General features: G+C 70.8%; 21 protein-coding genes. 14 read left to right on the top strand and 7 right to left on the bottom strand.

Going from position 1 to position 17,417, the window contains the following annotated elements; genetic code table 11:
- Positions 1–489: 489 nt before the first annotated feature.
- On the bottom strand, positions 490–981 hold the full coding sequence (locus ACZ5Y0_RS09505) for an NUDIX hydrolase (protein WP_469128062.1): 492 nt from the start codon (positions 979–981) through the stop codon (positions 490–492).
- A 341-nt stretch (positions 982–1,322) separates the two neighbouring features.
- Here ACZ5Y0_RS09505 and ACZ5Y0_RS09500 point away from each other — a divergent pair, with 341 nt between their 5' ends.
- The 8 genes from ACZ5Y0_RS09500 to ACZ5Y0_RS09465 all read left to right on the top strand — a co-directional run bounded on the left by ACZ5Y0_RS09500 (position 1,323) and on the right by ACZ5Y0_RS09465 (position 8,661).
- Positions 1,323–1,886, top strand: a complete 564-nt coding sequence (locus tag ACZ5Y0_RS09500) for a hemerythrin domain-containing protein (protein WP_469128061.1) — start codon at positions 1,323–1,325, stop codon at positions 1,884–1,886.
- A 476-nt stretch (positions 1,887–2,362) separates the two neighbouring features.
- Complete coding sequence (locus ACZ5Y0_RS09495) at positions 2,363–2,791, top strand: hypothetical protein (RefSeq protein ID WP_469128060.1); 429 nt, start codon at positions 2,363–2,365, stop codon at positions 2,789–2,791.
- Positions 2,788–3,024: a helix-turn-helix transcriptional regulator gene (locus tag ACZ5Y0_RS09490; RefSeq protein WP_365276766.1), complete on the top strand. Its 237-nt coding sequence runs from the start codon at positions 2,788–2,790 to the stop codon at positions 3,022–3,024. The genes ACZ5Y0_RS09495 and ACZ5Y0_RS09490 overlap by 4 nt, the downstream gene beginning before the upstream one ends.
- A complete protein-coding gene (locus ACZ5Y0_RS09485; RefSeq protein WP_469128059.1) occupies positions 3,021–3,995 on the top strand; it encodes an NAD(P)-dependent alcohol dehydrogenase in 975 nt (324 codons plus the stop codon). Before ACZ5Y0_RS09490 ends, ACZ5Y0_RS09485 begins: the two co-directional genes overlap by 4 nt.
- Positions 3,996–4,260: 265 nt before the next feature.
- Positions 4,261–4,464, top strand: coding sequence for a cold-shock protein (locus tag ACZ5Y0_RS09480; RefSeq protein WP_073491490.1), 204 nt, complete (start codon positions 4,261–4,263; stop codon positions 4,462–4,464).
- A 348-nt stretch (positions 4,465–4,812) separates the two neighbouring features.
- Positions 4,813–5,556: an SOS response-associated peptidase gene (locus ACZ5Y0_RS09475; protein WP_469128058.1), complete on the top strand. Its 744-nt coding sequence runs from the start codon at positions 4,813–4,815 to the stop codon at positions 5,554–5,556.
- Positions 5,557–5,910: 354 nt separating this feature from the next.
- A complete protein-coding gene (locus tag ACZ5Y0_RS09470; protein ID WP_469128057.1) occupies positions 5,911–6,261 on the top strand; it encodes a hypothetical protein in 351 nt (116 codons plus the stop codon).
- Positions 6,262–6,489: 228 nt separating this feature from the next.
- On the top strand, positions 6,490–8,661 hold the full coding sequence (locus tag ACZ5Y0_RS09465) for a TerD family protein (RefSeq protein WP_469128056.1): 2,172 nt from the start codon (positions 6,490–6,492) through the stop codon (positions 8,659–8,661).
- 216 nt (positions 8,662–8,877) lie between these two features.
- On the opposite strand, the gene ACZ5Y0_RS09460 is transcribed toward ACZ5Y0_RS09465, so the two are convergent.
- The 3 genes from ACZ5Y0_RS09460 to ACZ5Y0_RS09450 form a co-directional block, all read right to left on the bottom strand.
- Positions 8,878–9,093, bottom strand: a complete 216-nt coding sequence (locus ACZ5Y0_RS09460; RefSeq protein ID WP_469128055.1) for a hypothetical protein — start codon at positions 9,091–9,093, stop codon at positions 8,878–8,880.
- Positions 9,094–9,155: 62 nt separating this feature from the next.
- Complete coding sequence (locus ACZ5Y0_RS09455; RefSeq protein ID WP_469128461.1) at positions 9,156–10,271, bottom strand: PP2C family protein-serine/threonine phosphatase; 1,116 nt, start codon at positions 10,269–10,271, stop codon at positions 9,156–9,158.
- 355 nt (positions 10,272–10,626) lie between these two features.
- Positions 10,627–11,025 (bottom strand): gas vesicle structural protein GvpA, encoded by a 399-nt coding sequence (locus ACZ5Y0_RS09450; protein WP_469128054.1) that lies wholly within the window; start codon positions 11,023–11,025, stop codon positions 10,627–10,629.
- A 592-nt stretch (positions 11,026–11,617) separates the two neighbouring features.
- Here ACZ5Y0_RS09450 and ACZ5Y0_RS09445 point away from each other — a divergent pair.
- On the top strand, positions 11,618–12,190 hold the full coding sequence (locus ACZ5Y0_RS09445) for a dihydrofolate reductase family protein (protein WP_469128053.1): 573 nt from the start codon (positions 11,618–11,620) through the stop codon (positions 12,188–12,190).
- Positions 12,191–12,469: 279 nt separating this feature from the next.
- On the top strand, positions 12,470–13,540 hold the full coding sequence (locus ACZ5Y0_RS09440; protein ID WP_469128052.1) for a DUF3533 domain-containing protein: 1,071 nt from the start codon (positions 12,470–12,472) through the stop codon (positions 13,538–13,540).
- Positions 13,541–13,686: 146 nt separating this feature from the next.
- Here the strand turns inward: ACZ5Y0_RS09440 and ACZ5Y0_RS09435 are convergent, their stop codons facing one another.
- Complete coding sequence (locus tag ACZ5Y0_RS09435; RefSeq protein ID WP_469128051.1) at positions 13,687–14,103, bottom strand: hypothetical protein; 417 nt, start codon at positions 14,101–14,103, stop codon at positions 13,687–13,689.
- 44 nt (positions 14,104–14,147) lie between these two features.
- On the bottom strand, positions 14,148–14,435 hold the full coding sequence (locus ACZ5Y0_RS09430) for a hypothetical protein (protein WP_469128484.1): 288 nt from the start codon (positions 14,433–14,435) through the stop codon (positions 14,148–14,150).
- On the opposite strand from ACZ5Y0_RS09430, the gene ACZ5Y0_RS09425 reads away from it, so the two are divergent.
- The 3 genes from ACZ5Y0_RS09425 (at position 14,374) to ACZ5Y0_RS09415 (ending at position 15,787) form a co-directional block, all read left to right on the top strand.
- Complete coding sequence (locus tag ACZ5Y0_RS09425) at positions 14,374–14,520, top strand: hypothetical protein (protein ID WP_469128050.1); 147 nt, start codon at positions 14,374–14,376, stop codon at positions 14,518–14,520. The two genes, ACZ5Y0_RS09430 and ACZ5Y0_RS09425, sit on opposite strands and share 62 nt — an antisense overlap.
- A gap of 194 nt (positions 14,521–14,714) precedes the next feature.
- Positions 14,715–14,894, top strand: a complete 180-nt coding sequence (locus ACZ5Y0_RS09420) for a hypothetical protein (RefSeq protein ID WP_469128049.1) — start codon at positions 14,715–14,717, stop codon at positions 14,892–14,894.
- A 179-nt stretch (positions 14,895–15,073) separates the two neighbouring features.
- On the top strand, positions 15,074–15,787 hold the full coding sequence (locus tag ACZ5Y0_RS09415; RefSeq protein WP_469128048.1) for a thioesterase II family protein: 714 nt from the start codon (positions 15,074–15,076) through the stop codon (positions 15,785–15,787).
- Positions 15,788–16,140: 353 nt separating this feature from the next.
- Here the strand turns inward: ACZ5Y0_RS09415 and ACZ5Y0_RS09410 are convergent, their stop codons facing one another.
- Complete coding sequence (locus ACZ5Y0_RS09410) at positions 16,141–16,587, bottom strand: hypothetical protein (RefSeq protein ID WP_469128047.1); 447 nt, start codon at positions 16,585–16,587, stop codon at positions 16,141–16,143.
- A 333-nt stretch (positions 16,588–16,920) separates the two neighbouring features.
- On the opposite strand from ACZ5Y0_RS09410, the gene ACZ5Y0_RS09405 reads away from it, so the two are divergent.
- Positions 16,921–17,417: sigma-70 family RNA polymerase sigma factor (locus ACZ5Y0_RS09405; RefSeq protein WP_469128046.1), on the top strand; the 497-nt coding region annotated here is incomplete at its 3' end.

The raw sequence follows: 17,417 nt of genomic DNA, 5'->3' as shown, positions 1-17,417 counted from the left end.
TCCGGAACGGGGGGCTGCGGAGAAGGGTCCGTCGTCACGGACGGGGGTCGAACCGCGGACGTCCGCGGCCCCAACTGCGTCATTTCGGCGAACCACCAGGTACCGGACACGGCGAGCGCCCAGACAAGCGCGTGCAGGAGCGATGTCGACCACGTGTTCTGCTCCGACTGCCTTTCCACGACGGCCAGGACGGCCCAGCTGACCATCAGGACACAGGTGACGCGCACTCGTCGATGCTTGAACATGGGTGCCCGGTTACCCGAGCCGTCCCCGGTCCACACCCGTACGAACGGAGCCCTCGGTGCACCTTCCGCCGCGGTTCCGCGCCCCTCGCACGAAACCAGGTGTCCGCCGAGTCTCCCGACTCGCGGTCGCGGCCTGGGGCGAGCGGATCTCGTGGGCGGTCCTCGCGCAGGATCTGCCTCGCGCAGGACCTGACCGTGTGGAAGTGCGGCACTGCACCGTGAGCCGGACCGAAGAGGCGGACGCTCAGTCCGGGACCATGCCGCGGGTGAGCCGGGCGAGGTAGACGTCGATGCCGGACACGCGGCCGGGCAGCGGCGTCTCGAGATCCCACCAGCGAGCCTCGCTGATCTCGTGGTCGGCCTCGAATCCACGGCGCTCACGTGTGCGGCCGGTGAACAGGGCACCGTATTCGGCACGCTGGTCAGGCGCTACCAGGAAACGCGCACGGCCCACGAACACCAGCGGGCCGTCGGCCTCTTGACCGCTCTCCTCGAACAGTTCCCGGACGGCCGCCCGCCGAGGGCTCTCACCCGGTTCGAGCATGCCTCCGGGCAACTCCCAGCTGTCCCGGTAGCGATCATGGACCATGACGACGTGGTTCCGGTGCCACAGAGCGGTCAGAGCCATGGGCATCGGCGCATCGCCAGGAATCACCCCCTCCTCCCCCCGCGCGAAGGAGACCAGCAGACTGCCCCGGCTGTCGCACGCCAACGGCCGGGCGGAGTGATCGGACACCCGGACATCCTTCCCCCGACCGAGCCTGCCGACTCACCCCGCGGCCGCTGCGCCGAGGTGACGCATCGCCGGCGCGCTCGGTCCGAGGCCACCGCGTGAGTCCCGCGGCCAGCGGCCGCGAACGATCCTGTCGGCCGCCGGAGTGAAGGGGCGGAGCATCGTGAGGTAGCCGGTGCCTGCGGGGGAGGCATAGGTCCTGGGTGCCGAGCAGCCGCGGCGCTCGGGGAGGGAGCGGCCGTTCCCGCGTTGCCGCAGGACGGCGCGGACCGACCCGCCGACGCACGCGCGCCGACGACGGCCGGACGGCACCCGGCTCAGCACGACAAGGAAGCGGAGAACCCATGGCACACGGCGGAAACGTCATCCAGGAACTGACCGCGGACCACCGCGAGGTGGACGCCCTCTTCGCGCAGATCGAAGCACTGCCGGCGGACGACCCGCAGCGCCGTGAACTGGCGGACCGGCTCACCATGGAACTGGTCCGCCACTCGGTGGCCGAGGAGGAGTACCTGTACCCGACGGTGCGCCGGTACGTCGACGACGGGGACGATCTCGCCGACGAGGAGGTCGCCGAGCACGCCGAGGTCGAGCGCATGCTCAAGGACCTCGAAGGCTGCCGGCCCGGCGACGAACGCTTCGACACGCTGATCACACAGCTGAGGGACTCCGTCACGGCTCACGTCAGCGGCGAGGAGAACCGGCTCTTCCCGATGCTGGCCGAGGTCTGCTCGGCCTCCGCCCTGGACGACCTGGGCGAGAAGGTCCGATCGGCGAAGAAGCACGCTCCCACCCGTCCGCACCCGTCCGCGCCGGACACTCCGCCCGCGAACAGACTCCTCGCTCCCGGCACCGGCATGGTGGACCGCCTGCGTGACATGCTCACCGGGCGGGGACAGCAGGAGTGACGGGACAGCCAGGGGTTCCTCGGCGGTGCCCGAGTACGACGGACGCCACTTCGCGCGAGGCCGTGCCACCGCGTCGAGCCGTGGACGCCGAGTGAGCTGCTACGGAGCGCAGGCCCGCGGGGCCGGCCGACGTCACGGATCGCGTTGACGTCACGGATCGAGCGGCTCGGGCGTCGGCATCCGCGACCGTCGTCGACGTCCGGTAGGTCGCAGGGGACGCGTCGGTCGTCATCTGCTCGGCGACGTCCCGACGGTCGCAGCCTCCGCCCTGCCGCCGCCTGTGCCCCCGCCCCGTCCGCCCACCGGCGGCCGGGGCCGATTGCTGATCCGAGCCGCCTGCCCCCTCCTCGCGCTCCGGTCGTCACCGGCCCTCTCGTCAATGTGCTTGAGCGCGCCGTAGGCGACCCGATGGACCAGCCCGGCCGGATGTGTCAAAAATCCTTTACTCCATGTCTGCTCTGCTTTACATTCCTCGGGTGACACATGAAGAGAAACGCGCGTGGATCATCGGGGTCCTCGCTGTCGGTACGTACGCGGCCTACCTCGCCGTCGTGGTGGGACGGGTCGCCGCCACCCCGGTGGCCGAGGTGGCGTACGCGTCGCCGTTGCTGTGGTCGGTGGGCGTCTCGGTCGGGGCGTCGATCGTGCTGAGCATTCTCGTCTCCCTGGGTGCGCCCAAGGGTGCGAACAGGAGGGACCAGCGCGACCGGGAGATCCACCGGTTCGGTGAGTACATCGGCCAGTCGTTCGTCGTCATCGGCGGGGTGGCCGCGCTGGTCATGGCGCTGGCCGGGGTCGACCACTTCTGGATCGCCAATGTGATCTACGCCGGCTTCACCCTGTCGGCGATCCTCGGATGCGCGGCGAAGATCGCCGCCTACCGCTGGGGATTCCAGCCTTGGTGAGGGAGCCGACGAGAGTCACCAACTCGATCCGGGCCCTGCGGTTCGCGCAGGGAGAGATGACCCAGGCGGAACTGGCCGACCGGATCGGCGTGACGCGTCAGACCGTCATCGCCATCGAGAAGGGCCGCTACTCGCCCTCCTTGGAGATGGCCTTCCAGATCGCCCGCGTGTTCGGCGTCTCGCTCGACAAGGTCTTCCAATACGTGGACGAAGAAGAAGGAGACACCACATGAAGGCGATGGTCCAGGACGTGTACGGCCCGGCCGAGGTGCTGGAACTGAGGGACGTCGACAAGCCGGTGGCCGGTGACGACGACGTGCTCGTCCGGGTGCGTGCGGCAGGGGTGGATCCGAGCGTGTGGCACCTGATGACCGGTCTGCCGTACCCGATACGTGTCATGGGCTTCGGGCTCCGCAGACCCAAGCTCCGGGTGCGCGGCTGGGACGTCGCCGGCAGCGTCGAGTCGGTCGGGCGGAACGTGACCCGGTTCCGCCCCGGCGACGAGGTCTTCGGCACCTGTGAGGGCTCCTTCGCGCAGTACGCGTGCACCCGCGAGGACAGACTGGCGGCGAAGCCGTCGAACATCACCTTCGAGCAGGCCGCCGCCGTGCCGATCTCCGCCTTCACCGCCCTGCACTCGCTGCGGGAGCAGGGGCGGGTCCGGCGGGGGCAGGAGGTCCTCGTCATAGGGGCGGGCGGAGGCGTGGGCACGTACGCCGTACAGCTGGCCAAGGTGTTCGAAGCGCGGGTCACCGGCGTCTGCGGCACCGACAAGGTCGACCTGGTGCGCTCGCTCGGGGCGGACCACGTCATCGACTACACCCAGGGCGACTTCGCCGCCGACAGCCGCCGCTACGACCTCATCCTGGACACCGCCGGCAACCGGCCCCTGTCCCACCTCCGGCGCGCCCTCACCCCGCGGGGCACTCTCGTCATCGTCGGGGGCGAAGGAGGGGGACGGTGGCTCGGCGGCCTGCACCGCGCCCTCGGGGCACTGGCCCTGTCCCCGTTCGTGCGCCAGAACCTGCGCGCGCCCTTCGTCAAGGAGCCCACGCACGACGTGCTTCAGCCCCTGGCCGACTACCTCGCGGCCGGCCAGGTCACTCCGGTGATCGACCGGACGTACCCCCTGGCCGAGGCCCCCGACGCGATCCGGCACTGGGAGAGGGGGCACACTCGCGGCAAGCTCGTCCTCACCGTCTGAGCCCCCTCCGAGTCCCGTCGCCGAGCCCGCCCGAAGATCACTCCGATGGAGCGGTGCGGGAGAGCGGGAATGATTCCGGCGGTAGCCTGGTTGTAGCAGCCGGTCGCAGTTTTACTTGTGTGTTTGTGCCAGTCGCATGCTCGCAGAGAACGTTGTTGCGGGCGCGAAGCTTGTTTTCCAGGTTGTGCTGGAGCAGCCGCGTCGTTAACCGGCCGGGTACTCGCACGGTGCGAGTGGCCCAACCCAGCCCCTGTAAGGAGCAGCAATGACTCAGGGAACCGTCAAGTGGTTCAACGCCGAGAAGGGCTTCGGCTTCATCGCCCAGGCCGACGGCGGCCCGGACGTCTTCGTGCACTACTCGGAGATCGACAGCTCCGGCTTCCGTAGCCTGGAGGAGAACCAGCAGGTCGAGTTCGACATCGTGCAGGGTCCCAAGGGCCCGCAGGCTTCGCGCGTCCGCCCCCTGTAAGCACACACGCAGGCCGAGCCTGCCGTCGCTGACGTGACAGAGAAGGGCCGGTGCCTCCGGGCGCCGGCCCTTTTCGCGTGCCCGCGCATCTACGACCGTCCAGGTCGACCACCGCACGCCCCCGTCCGGCGGGTGGGTCTCGAGCGACGCGCCTTCAGCCGCCGTCTCCGTGACGAAGCCGTTCCCGGCCCCGGTCCCCGACGCATACGGCCACGCCTTCCGCCCGGACCCGGCAGCCCGCCGGCGGCGGTCCCCGAAAACGGACCGCCCGGCCGCCGCGCGGCTACCGGCACCGTACGCGCCCTCATCGGCAACCGAAAGAAGCGGCCCGGTGGGACAGTGGACTACATGTGCGGTCGCTACGCTTCCACCCGCGGTCCTGAGGACCTCGTCCGGCAGTTCCGCGTCGACGACCTATGTGTCGAGGAGCCGCTCGCCCCGAGCTGGAACGTCGCTCCGACCGACGACGTGTGGGCAGTCCTCGAACGCGCCCCGCGCGGCGAGGACGACGCCGAGCAAGCGAGGCGGGAACTGCGGCCGCTGCGCTGGGGCCTGGTGCCGTCGTGGGCCAAGGACGTGCGGACCGGCGCCCGGATGATCAATGCCAGGGTGGAGACCCTGCATGAGAAGCCTGCCTTCCGCCGCGCGTTCACCCGGCGCCGCTGCCTGCTCCCCGCGGACGGCTTCTACGAGTGGCAGCAGATCAAGGCCGAGGACACGGGCAGGACCCGCAAGCAGCCGTACTTCATCCACCCCGAGGACGGCCGGGTCATGGCCCTCGCAGGCCTGTACGAGTACTGGCGCGACCCGGAGGTGAAGCGGGACGACGACCCCGCCGCCTGGCTGATGACCTGCACCGTCATCACCACCGACGCCAAGGACGCGGCCGGTCGCGTCCACCCCCGGATGCCGCTCGCCCTCACCGAGGACCACTACGACGCCTGGCTCGACCCCGCCCACCAGGACCCCGACGACCTGCGCGCCCTGCTCGGGCGGCCCGCGGACGGACACCTCGACGTCCGGCCCGTCTCGTCGGCCGTCAACGACGTGCGCAACGACGGACCGCACCTCGTCGACCCGGTCACGCCGTAACCGCCGCGCGCTCCGCCTCCGGCTGCGAAGCTCTGCTGTCCGAGGCTGAGGGCGAGGAGGGGCCACGGGGGTCGAACTGGAGCCGCACTGCACTCGGGGCGGCCCAGGCGCACGGGGTCGTCACGGCAGACCTGCGAGCGTGCTGATCAACGGGACACCGGGCCGGGACGGCTCGTCGTCCGCCCGGCTCGCGCGCGGGTCCCGGGCCACCGACATCGGCAGCGTGCGGCGCGGCGCCGGGCCCGGCCCCCGTCGATCCCGCGACTCGTCTCCCGCCCGTCGCCCCGGACGGCGGAACGGCAGGACCTCTCGATTCGTCGCACCCGTCGGGTCCGCCACTCGTAGGCTCCCTGCATGCAGCAATCCGAGATCATGCAGCGAGTCATCGGCATCCTCACCGAGGCCATGGAGATGAAGCGGCAGGTTCGCGAGCACCCGGACGCCGACGTCGCCCTCACCGGTGCCATCTCCGCCCTTCTCGCGGAGACGTTGCCGCAGATCAGCCTCCCGGAGGACGCCGGCCCGCAGCAGGCCCTGGAGATCATCACGGGAGCGCTCGGACCGGCCATCGTGACGCTGGCCAACTGTTTCTCCTACGCCTTCGTGCACCTTGGTGAGGTGCACGACGAGGGGCACCCCGACACCTCGACCGCTGACGTGCTGCGCACCCTCTCCCTCCGGTTCGCGCGGCAAGGCGAGTTCTGACACGCCCCGGAGCCGCAGCAGTAGCCGGAGGCGGGCTCGTCCAGCAGGGCGAGACCCAGCGGCGACCCGGCCCGGTGCGGCGAAAAGGGGGCACCGAGAGCCCTCGGAGCCGTCCGGGGACAACGTCGCCGACGCGAAAGAGTCGTCCGTGACTCGCGGGTGCCTCGTGCCCGCGAGCCTCGAAAAACTCCTGTGCGTCGTCTCGTACACGTCTGCGATCATCCCCGGATGGCGCACAGTCTCGAATCGCTCGTCCTCCGGCACACCCACCGTGTCTCCTCCCCCAAGGGCTCCGCCGGGGAAGGAGCCGCCGCCGCACGGCAGTTCGACGCGGCGCTGGCATCCGTGGGCTTCAAGCTCTCGGCGGAGCTGCTGGAGCGACTGTCGGGGCTGTCCGAGTCCGCGGTCGTGCACACGGCCAAGCGGACGTTGCGCACGGTGAGCGAGATGGTGGGCGACCACGTCCGGCACAACTCGTACTTCATCGACTTTCCGGCGAACGTGCCGGACACCGAGGAGTTCTGGATGCGGTGTGTGGAGCAGGCGCTCCACGACGACACGTCGCGTGAGAACGTGCTGACACAGCTGGCGAACGGGGTGCTGGACCTGCTCAGCCTCCCCACGTACGGCCGCTACCAGCACACGTACGAGGAGATGCTCGCGGCGCAGGACGAACTGATCGCCGCCGCGGGCGACAGGGTGACCGTCCTGCACCTCGGGCGGGACCTGGACGAGGAGCTGACGGACCTCTACCTGGCGTTGGCGGGCAGTACGACGCCGCTGGGCGAGGACCACCTGCGTGACCTCAGGACCCTCGCCGAGCGGTGCGCGCGGGGCCCCCAGCCCGAGTCGATCCCGGTCCGGGAGAACCGGGCGGTGGTCAACGAGGCCCGTCTCGCCACCGGCGCCGACCTCCTGCTGGACACCGTCACCGATGTGCTGCGGCTGGCCTGCGCGCTGTCGGGCGGCGACGTGACGCTCCAGGAGCCCACCCGGTTTCGGGCCCTGTCGCGACCGGCCCGCCGGGCGCTGCTCGCGGGCCTCGACGCCGTGGTCGCGGCGAACCCCGCCAAGCTGGCCGACGTGCACGCGCACCGCGAACCCTTCAAGCGGCTCGGCGAGCGTCTCCACCCGCACGAGTACCCGCGCTGGCCGTACGCCGCCGAGGTGTTCGCCGTGGCGCGGGGCGAGAAGGAGGCGCGGTCCTTCGACAGCCGCCTCGAGAAGCTGCTCGACGAGCATGACGTCCTCGGCGCGGTGCGGCTGCTGGAGTCCGCCCCCGGCAAGCTGTTCCGTGCCCTGGACCTCCTGCTGCGTATCGCCGCCGACCAGGAGGAGCGGGACGCGGTGGTCGCCGCCGCCGTACGGGTCGCTCCCGAGGTCGCCGGCCGGGTCGTGCTCTCGGTCCGCGAGCACTTCCAGAACCGGGAGCGGGAGACCGGCGAACTCCGGATCTTCGTCAACCGCCGGGGCCGCGGCTGGGTCACCCCCGACGTCCGGCCGCCCGTTCCCGCCGCCGACCGCGCTCGTCTGACCACCGCCCTCGACGCCGAGCTGCGCCGCAGACTCCCGACACCGGGACGGCTGCTGCTCGGCCCCGACGCCCTCGACGTGGCGCTCCCGCTCAGCGGCAGGGCGACCGCGGCCGGCCTCGGCGTGCTGCCGCGAGGTTCGGTCTCGGACGTCGACGGCGACCAGCTGCGGTTCTTCGTGTACTGGAAGCAGACCGAGGCGCGGACCGACTACGACCTCTCCGCGCTGCTGCTCCACACCGACTACAGCACCGACACCTGGCTCTCCTACACATCGCTCAAGGCCGTCGGAGGCACGCACTCGGGCGATGTCACCGAGGCACCCGACGGGGCGTCGGAATTCATCGACCTGTCCCTCGACCTGGTACGCAGCACCTTCATCGTCCCGCAGGTCAACATCTACGCCGGCGAGGGCTTCGAGGAGGTCGAGGAGTCGTTCTTCGGTTTCATGCTGCGCGACGGTGGGCAGAAGGGCAGGCCGTTCGAGCCGCGCACGGTGCGGATGAAGTCGGAGCTGCGCGGAGTGGGCCGGGTGGCACTGCCGCTGGTGTTCCGGCGCGAGGACGACGGCCGGTGGCGCGCGAAGTGGCTGCACCTGTACCTGAGGGGCCTGTCGTCGGCCAACCGGGTCGAGGAGAACCAGATGTCGGTGTCCACGGTCGTACGCGCCATCGTGGAGCGTGAGCAGCTGACGGTGCGGTACCTGGTCGATCTGATGTCCGACGACACCACGGCCGTGGACCGGTGGGACGGCGGGCCGGTCCCGGACGAGCCCGTGATGTACATCGGCCTCGAGCGCCCCGAGGGCCTGCACCCGGACTCCCGGATCATCACGCTCGAAAACCTGCGCGACTTGATCCCCGCCTGAGTGCTAGCGTTGCCCACGGCGAGGCCATGAAGGGGCTTCCTTCTCATTCCTTCTCCGAAAACGAGTTCTTTCGCTTTCCTCGCCGTCGACGTCGCTCCGGGCGGCGCCCGCGCTCACCGCGCGGGCGCCGCCTGAGCCGTTCGAGGACTGGTCGGCACCAGATCCCGAATCAGCGCCGCGCTGCTCTGTCCGTGCGCCCACCGGTTTGCCGGTCCGTCAGTGCGCCCATGCCTCAGGGCCGCCACCGCGCCATTCGACCAGCTCCGACCGCCGCACCCAGACGTCGTCCACGTCCTCCAGGCCGGCGAGACGCAGGAACTCGATGACGTCCAGCATTCCGTACGCCAGCCCGACGAACCGCTCGTTGACCCGGACACGTCTGCCGCCGTCTTCGGCGGGCGGATAGATCACGATGGGCTGTTTGCCGTCCATACGGCCAGCCTGCCGGTGAAGCGTGTGGGGCGCACGGTGTGATGCGCCGGTCGCGTGCGGCGTCAGGGAGCGCCGGTCTCGCCGTACCAGTCCAGGCAGATGACGCTGGCGTCGTCCCGAGGACGGCCGTGGCAAGCGTCCTTGACCGCCTCCGTCAGTACTTGGACCGTCTGTCTGGGATGAAGGTGGCGGGTCTGGCGAAGCAGCGCGGGCAGGTCGACTGCGGCCGCTTCCCGGTCCAGCATGCCGTCGGTGAGCAGGACGAGCCGGTCGCCGGGGCGCAGGTCGAGTTCCTGGACGCGGTAGGGGATGGGGGAGGGGACTCCGAACGGCAGATTGATGGACAGGGGGATCTCCTCCACGGCGCCGTCGCGCAGGCGCAGAGGCCAGGGGTGACCGGCGTTGATCAGTTCGACGCGCGCTTGCGCGAGGTCGACGCAGAGCACTTGTCCGGTCGCCATGGCACCGCGGCCGTGCGACAGAATTGCCTGGTGGGCCTGACGCGCCTGGTCGCCGACGTTGCACCCCGCCCGGCGGGCGCCGCGCAGGGCGCCGAGCAGGAGGGTGGCCAGCAGCGCGGAGTCGACGTCGTGACCCATGGCGTCGGTCAGCGACAGGTGCAGGGTGTCGCGGTCCAGGCTGTAGTCGTAGGTGTCCCCACCGATGTCGTCCGCGGGTACGAGCGCGCAGGCGATGGTGAATTGGGGTGCTTCGCAGCAGGACGCGGACGGAAGCAGCTGATGCTGGATCTCGGCGGCGAGTGTCAGGGGAGCGGTGCGCTGACCCCACTGGTAGGCGTCGGTGAAGCGCCGGTCGGTGACGATGATGTATGCCAGAGCGTGGGCCGCCTCCGCGACGTGTCGGAGCACCTCCCCGTCGGTGTGGGGGAGCGTCATCTCCAGAACACCGATGCAGTCGCCGCGGTTGGTGACCGGCGCGATGACCCGCTGGCGGCCCTCGGCGTCGCGCTCCTGGTGCAGTTGCTGCTCGTGGAGGACCATTTGATAGACGCTGCCCTGCACAGGGATACGGACGGGGCTGGTTCCGCCCGTTTCGGCGTCGTCGGCAGCGGTGAGCCGCACGAGTTGCTGGCCGACGAAGTCCAGGAACAGGAAGGAGACGGAGACCGCTCCGAAGCGCTTCTGCACGTTGCGTGCGACAACATCGACGGAATCCATCGGCGCGGCGTCCTCAGCAGCCGCCAGGACCTCTCCCAAAGCGAACCCATGGGCCACGACAACCTCCTGACTGGTCGCCCATACATCTTGCCGCAACCGGGCGAGACATCCCTGCCCGATCTGCGGCGTCGCCCCCGCGAGTGATCCGTAGGCGCCTTGCGGGCAGCCTGGTGAGCCCACCGTGAGCGACATGCCGGATCCACGCCGGCAGGCGTGGATCGGGAGTCATGTGGGAGTGCCATGTGAGCGGTCTCAGCGCCGGGACGGCGCAGCGGAGGGCGGGTCGGTCGTGCGGCGCCTCGCGTACCGGACCGCGGGCGCGAAGGAGGCCCGCTTCGGCTCTGTCGCTCGTCGCTCAGTCCGCGCTCCGGCGCACGCCGGACCGCCCGCCCTGGCTTCGGCCCTGGCCGCGGGCCTGCTGGAAGGCCTCGGCGACCGTCTCCGCGGCGCCGGACAGAACCCCCTTGGTCTTGCCCCGGGCACCGGACTCCATCATCTTTCCGGGAAGCTCGGGGAGACCCGCCGGCTTACGCGGCCCGGCCTCGAGATCGAGGCGGTTGCACGCCTCGGCGAAGCGCAGGTACGTGTCGACGCTGGCGACCACGATGCGGATATCGATCTTGAGTATCTCGATGCCCACCAGAGAGACGCGCACGAACGCGTCGATCACCAATCCCCGGTCGAGGATGAGCTCCAGGACGTCGTAGAGCCCACTGGAACCTCCGCCGCCACCTTGCCGCTCCGCTACCGTCATCACCCATCCCCTCGCCGGACACGTGTCTACCGCCCCCTCTCTCCCGCTGACTGCCGGAAGGCGCGTGTGCGGACGACAGCGCCGAGGCGGATTCGTACGGGTACGGGTTGCCCCGTCGATGGTGATCAAACGTATGTACGAGCATGGTTACGGCAGCAGCGGCTGAGCACCGCCCCCGGGTCGAGGAAGGGCGACGGTGCCGCCGTGTCGTCTCGATCAGCGGGGGCCGTGGGGGCGCCGTTCCTCCAGCACGTGGGTACGCGGTCACCGGACTCGACCGTCAGCCACACCCCAGGCGCCGGCAACGGCCCCGTGATGCCCCGGTCGGTGACGAGGACTCCCCGGCGCCCGCGCCGTCCCACGGCCGATACGGCACCGGGGTGGCTGTGCCTGTGGCCTCGCACGGTCGACCGCCCGCCTCTCGGCGCAGGTCCCGAACCGGTTTCCGCCCGCCCTGGATCAAACAGGGGCGAGGGCCGATGAGTTTCCCGGTGTTCCGCAGTCGGACATCATGGTGGGTGCGCGACAGCCGCGAACACGAGCTCACCACGCCAACTGCTGAGCACCGGACACGAGATACCAAGGACCTGACATGCGTACCCTGATCAGCACCGCTTTCATCTCCCTCGACGGCGTGGTGGAGGCCCCGGGCGGCGAGCCCGGCTACCGGAACTCCGGATGGACCTTCAAGGACATGGAGTTCCTCCCCGAGGCCTTCGACATCAAGGGTCGTGAGCAGAGGGAGGCCACCGCGATGTTGTTGGGCCGGACCAGCTACGAGGCGTTCAGCCCGGTCTGGCCGGACATGGCGGACTTCGCCGAATACAAGGTGATGCCGAAGTACGTCGTCTCCACCACCCTCACCGAAGACGACCTGGTCACGAACTGGGGCGAGACCACGATCCTGCGCTCCCTCGACGACGTGGCCGCGCTGAAGGAGACCGAGGGCGGCCCGATCATCGTCCACGGCAGCGCCACCCTGAACCAGAGCCTTTCGGACGCCGGCCTGATCGACCGCTACCACCTGCTCGTCTTCCCGCTCCTCCTCGGCGCGGGCAAGCGCCTGTTCAGCGCCACGGACAAGGACACCCAGAAGCTCAAGCTCGTCGAGCACGACGCCTACCCCAACGGTTTGCAGAAGAACGTCTTCGACGTCGTCCGCTGACCGGGGCGGTGTGAGCCGTGGGCCGGTGCGCGGAGGTGACCGTCGGCGCGGCGGTGCCGGTGGACCCCACCGGACCATGGACGCGCACCGCGGCACGCGGCGCTGACGCTGGAGGAGCACGGGGACGTGCGGGTCGATGACGTCCTCCCGCGCCGGCCGGCGAGCCCTCGTCCCAGGCCTGCACGTGCCGCCGTGGACCGAAGCGGAGGACACCGGTACTGCCGCCGTTCGGACGTGTCCCGCCTGCGTGAACGCCGGCCGCCACGGACCGTTGGCCCCATGACACAGAGCACCCTGTCCGAGGTGAGGGACGCGGTAACCGCACGGGCCACGCTACTGGTGATCGGCGTATTCGCCCTCCAACTGCTGTTCATCGCCTCCTACGTGGGGGCGCTGCACGACCCCAGGCTCAGGGACGTGCCCTTCGGGGTCGTGGCCTCGCAGGCCGCGGCGGCCGAGCAGACGGTCGCCCGCCTCGACAGGCTGCCGGGCTCGCCGCTGGATGCGCGCGTGGTGTCCGACGAGGCGACGGCCCGGAAGGCCATCAGGAACCGGGACGTCGACGGCGCTCTCGTGGAGAACCCGGCCGGCGCCAGGGACGTCTTGCTGGTCGCCTCCGGTGGGGGCAGGGCCCTCGCCGGTGCACTGGACACGCTCGCCACCACCGTGGCGAAGTCCCGGGGACGCACCGTGCGCACGGTCGACGTGGTCCCGGTCTCCTCCCACGACTTCAACGGCCTGTCCTCGTTCTATCTGGTCATCGGCTGGTGCGTCGGCGGCTACCTGTGCGCCTCCATCCTGGCCATCAGCGCCGGCGCCCGCCCGGCCGATCCGACCCGCGGGGCGATCCGGTTGGGCACGATGGCGCTGGTCTCGATCGTCGGCGGGCTCGGCGGCGCGGTCATCGTCGGGCCGATCCTGGACGCCCTGCCCGGCGGCGTGGTGGCGCTGTGGTGGCTCGGCGCGCTGATCACCTTCGCGGTAGGCGCGGCGACGCTCGCCCTCCAGGGCCTCTTCGGCGTCGTGGGCATCGGCCTGGCGATCCTGCTCGTCGTGATCCTGGGCAACCCGAGCGCCGGCGGCGCCTTCCCGTTGCCGATGCTGCCGCCGTTCTGGCATGCCGTCGGCCCGGCCCTTCCACCGGGTGCGGGCACCTGGTCGGCCCGCTCGATCGCCTACTTCGACAGCAACGACATGACGGCCTCGCTCCTGGTGCTGTCGGGCTGGGCGCTCGCCGGCATCGTGATCACCCTGCTCGCGGCAGCCCTGCGGCAGCGCCGCGCGATCCGGCCGGACAACCTCGCCGGGCCAGGGACGCACCACGCTCCGGCCCGGACGGACGGGGACTAGGGCGCCCGTGCCGTCGGTGGCGCTGCGGCGCCGCCTGCCGCGACGCCTCCCCCCCGGCCGGGACGATCTAGGACGTGGGCGTCACCGACGCCACCGAGCCGTACGTCCACGCGGTGAACCCGCCTGCGGCCCCGTGGGGCCCGACGTCAGTGATGGTCGGCGATCGGTTGCGACGTGGGCGTCGGAGGCGAGGTCGTCGGTGCGTACAAGACGTCCCGCAGGAGCGCGACGGCCGGGGGAATGTCCGTGTCGCCGATGTTGCCGTATCCGAGGACGAGTGCGCGTTCCGCCGACCGGTGCGGGCGGTAGTCGTCGAGGTCCGCCAGGCGAAGCCCGGCGGTGGCCGCGGCCCGCACCGTCCCGTGCGTGTCGGTGCCGTCCGGCAGGTGCAGCAGGATGTGGAGCCCGGCGGCGGTCCCGGCGACACGGCCCTGCGGCACCTGGGCGGCGAGTGTACGGATCAGGAGGTCTCGGCGGGCACGGAAGCGACGGCGGGCCGCGCGCAGATGGGCGTCGTACCAGCCGCGGTCGATGAAGGTGGCGAGCGCGAGTTGGTCCAGCACCGGCGGTGCGGCGGCGACGAGGTTGGCCGTCCGCAGCGCCGCGGTCAGCGCGGTCGGCGCGGCCAGCCAGCCCAGGCCGAGGGGGGCGACAGCGTCTTGCTGACCGAGCCGAGGAGGAAGACCCGGTTGGGGTCCATGCCCTGCATGACGGCCACGGGGTGACGGTCGTAGCGGAACTCGGCGTCGTAGTCGTCCTCCATCACATATCCGTTCACCTCACGGGCCCAGCGCACCAGACGCGCTCGTCGTGCCGGGGACAGCACCAACCGGGTGGTGCTGGCGTGGCTGACCGGAGGGAGCCCGGCCGCCACACCGATCGTCGGCGTCAGCACCGTCCGGCAACTGGACGAGGCGGTCGCGGGAGTGTCACTGGAGCTGACCGCCGAGCAGCGCGCACGTTTGGACGCCGCGGTGTGAGGTTCCGGGGCCCGCTCATCGGCGGCGGCCGAGGCCCGCGAACGGCGTCCGCGTTGCCCGGCGAGGGCGGGCCTCGGCCAGGCGACGGACCGTCGGCGTGCTGACGGGGCGGAGCCCTTGCCGGTCCCCGCTTGGGAGATCCTTTCTCATCCTGAGACGATCACCAGTCCGTAGGATGAATCAGGGGTGGGAACATGGCTGTTGTGCTGCTGCTCGGCGTCTTGGTGCTCGTCGTCGGCGCGTGTGTCTGCGTGGTGTGGGCGGAGCGCGGCGGCCCCCGCTGGACCCGTGTCGTGGCGGCCGGGACGCTTGCCGCGGGGGAACTGCTGCGCGGCTCCGGGAAGAGCCGGAACACCACCACAGACGACGACTAGAAGGTGAAGAAGCCACTGCGGCTCGCCCACGCGGAGGCCCCCGCTGATGCGCCGCACCGACCGCAGCGGCGGTGGAAGTATGGGGGAGGGCCGGCGATGAGCGAGGGGGAGCGTGGATGACGGGTCGGGACCGTTGGATTCGGGAATTGCGTCGGGTCGGACGGCCCGCCGCTCATGTGGTGTTCTGTCCGCATGCCGGTGGTGCCGCCACCTTCTTCGCGCCCTTCATCCGGCATTTCCCTGCCGGATTCGACCTCTCCGCCGTCCAGTACCCCGGACGACAGGAGCGCCTGGACGAGCCCCTCGTGCCCACTGTCGAGAGCCTCGCCGATCATCTGGTGGCCAGCCTGCGGAAGTTCGCGGCCACTCCGGTACCCCTGGTGCTGTTCGGCCACAGCATGGGAGCGAGCGTGGCCTTCGAGGCGGCGCTGCGGCTGGCGGTCGAGGAGCCCGTGGCGCCGTGCCGTCTGGTCGTCTCCGGTCGGGCCGCCCCATCGGTGCCCCGCTGCCACCCGCAGGCCACCACGGACGAGGAGATCTTGGACGATCTGCTCCGACTCGGTGGCACCCAGGCTGAGTTCGTGCGCCAACCGGAAGTCATGGAGCTGTTCCTGCCCGCGCTACGCAACGACTACGCTGCGGTCGCACGCTACCGTCCGACCGGCGAAGCGGTGCTGGACGCACCCCTGTTGTGCCTCACCGGGGAGCAGGACCCGCGGGTGTCACCGGAGGCGGCCGCGGCCTGGAAGACGCACACCTCGGCGGAGTTCCGGTGGGAATCCTTCTCCGGCGGCCACTTCTTCCTGTCGGATCACCGCGACGCTGTCGCGCGAGTGGTTGCGGATTGGGCTGCGCCCCCGCCCGGCGGCCCGTCCCCGCTCGCGGGCCTGTGACACAGGCCGGGAACAGGAACAGGACATCCGGCGGTGCGATCAGGTGGCGGGGAGGTACGGGCGGCCACGCCCGCTCGTGCCGACCGTCTCGCCACCGCCCGCTCGTGCCGACCGTCTCGCCACCGCCCGCTCGCACGCGAGGCCACCGGATTCGGTCATCTCAGCGCGTGCGCCGAAGGCCGTGCTGTGACCTGGGCCCGGTACACGGCCATCGCCACCCGGTACGAGCCCCCCGCGGCTCCTGAAGACGGCAACGGGTCCGCGCGCTGCGCGGCGGGAGGGGCCGACCGTGCTGTTCCCGGACGTCCAGCGACGGGCGGCCCGCCATGCTCCAGCGGGCTCCCGCGGGGAAGTCAGCAGGCGTCGTACTTCCACCCGCCGCCCTCCAGCGTCCACGGCTGCGCCCGCTGATCGAACTCGGGCAGTCCCTGGACCTTGTAGCTGACGCGGCCGAGCTTGCCGGACACCTCGGCCCGCACGTCGATCGCCGGGTGGTCCGGCCCGTGGTCGGCCTTCGCCCGCTGGACGACGGCGGCGTAGGCCTCCGCACCGATCTTCTTGCGGCAGCGTGCGGAGAGCATGCCGTACGCGGTGTCGGTGTCGGCCGCGAAGTAGGCCGAGGTGTAGACGGCCGCCGCTGCCTCCAGGTCGTCGCCCTCGTGCGCGTCGGGCACGGCGACGGTCTGTTCGGCGTCGGCCGGACCGGAGTCGCTGGCGGACGCGCTGTCGTCCTCGCCGGAGGAACAGGCGGTGAGCGCGAGGAGCGCTGCGACGGTGATGATCGAGGCGCGAGTGCGCATGGTGTCCCCCAACGGTGTGGCTGCGGATGAATCGTGCCACAGGGGGGCCTGCGAGGGGTTGCTCGGTCCGTACCGCACGGCCGCGGCACCGCCACGGTCGGCACCGCACGGCCGCAGCCCGGGCACGCTCCGCACCGCACGGCCGCGGAAGGGAGCGTTGACCGCGCTCGGGTGCGGTTCCGGCGACGGATCCGGCCGGTGCGGGACGGTTGCGGCCCCGGCAGAGCGGCGCAGACAAAGTTCCAGGCATGCTGTTCGGTAACCGGGGTAGGCGCGTGCTTGCGGAACGATGGACCGGCGAAGACAACGCCGGCCGACTGGGAGGGGCAGACGATGGCGACGACCGTGCAGGCCGCTGGGCGGACGGTGGAAGTTCCGGTGATCGAGGACCCTTCCAAGGTCGCGCCGAAGGACGCGCGGGAGTTGTCGAAGCTGTTCTTCGACCAGTTGGCGGTGGTGGAGGAGGGCACGCCCGAGTACCAGTACGCGCGCAACACGCTGATCGAGATGAACATGTCCCTGGTCCGTTACGCGGCCGGCCGCTTCCGCAGCCGCGGGCCGGAGCAGATGGAGGACATCGTCCAGGTCGGCATGATCGGTCTCATCAAGGCCATCGACCGGTTCGAGCTGACCCGCGAGGTCGAGTTCACCTCCTTCGCCGTCCCCTACATCGTCGGTGAGATCAAGCGGTTCTTCCGCGACACCTCCTGGGCCGTGCACGTCCCGCGCCGGCTCCAGGAAGCCCGCGTCCAGCTCGCCCGCGCCAACGAGGAACTGCGCAGCCGGCTGGGCCGGACACCGACCACCAAGGAGCTCTCCGAGCTGATGAG

The sequence above is a fragment of the Streptomyces sp. NPDC033216 genome (genome assembly GCF_055577115.1).
This window is presented reverse-complemented; position numbering and strand designations above follow the sequence as displayed.

Excerpts from the sequence above, each read along its gene's own strand:
- ACZ5Y0_RS09500 (WP_469128061.1), top strand. The coding sequence starts at position 1,323 with ATGGCACACGGCGGAAACGTCATCCAGGAACTGACCGCGGACCACCGC.
- ACZ5Y0_RS09485 (WP_469128059.1), top strand. The coding sequence starts at position 3,021 with ATGAAGGCGATGGTCCAGGACGTGTACGGCCCGGCCGAGGTGCTGGAA.
- ACZ5Y0_RS09480 (WP_073491490.1), top strand. The coding sequence starts at position 4,261 with ATGACTCAGGGAACCGTCAAGTGGTTCAACGCCGAGAAGGGCTTCGGC.
- ACZ5Y0_RS09475 (WP_469128058.1), top strand. The coding sequence starts at position 4,813 with ATGTGCGGTCGCTACGCTTCCACCCGCGGTCCTGAGGACCTCGTCCGG.
- ACZ5Y0_RS09470 (WP_469128057.1), top strand. The coding sequence starts at position 5,911 with ATGCAGCAATCCGAGATCATGCAGCGAGTCATCGGCATCCTCACCGAG.
- ACZ5Y0_RS09465 (WP_469128056.1), top strand. The coding sequence starts at position 6,490 with ATGGCGCACAGTCTCGAATCGCTCGTCCTCCGGCACACCCACCGTGTC.
- ACZ5Y0_RS09460 (WP_469128055.1), bottom strand. The coding sequence starts at position 9,093 with ATGGACGGCAAACAGCCCATCGTGATCTATCCGCCCGCCGAAGACGGC.
- ACZ5Y0_RS09455 (WP_469128461.1), bottom strand. The coding sequence starts at position 10,271 with ATGGATTCCGTCGATGTTGTCGCACGCAACGTGCAGAAGCGCTTCGGA.
- ACZ5Y0_RS09450 (WP_469128054.1), bottom strand. The coding sequence starts at position 11,025 with ATGACGGTAGCGGAGCGGCAAGGTGGCGGCGGAGGTTCCAGTGGGCTC.
- ACZ5Y0_RS09445 (WP_469128053.1), top strand. The coding sequence starts at position 11,618 with ATGCGTACCCTGATCAGCACCGCTTTCATCTCCCTCGACGGCGTGGTG.
- ACZ5Y0_RS09440 (WP_469128052.1), top strand. The coding sequence starts at position 12,470 with ATGACACAGAGCACCCTGTCCGAGGTGAGGGACGCGGTAACCGCACGG.
- ACZ5Y0_RS09420 (WP_469128049.1), top strand. The coding sequence starts at position 14,715 with ATGGCTGTTGTGCTGCTGCTCGGCGTCTTGGTGCTCGTCGTCGGCGCG.
- ACZ5Y0_RS09410 (WP_469128047.1), bottom strand. The coding sequence starts at position 16,587 with ATGCGCACTCGCGCCTCGATCATCACCGTCGCAGCGCTCCTCGCGCTC.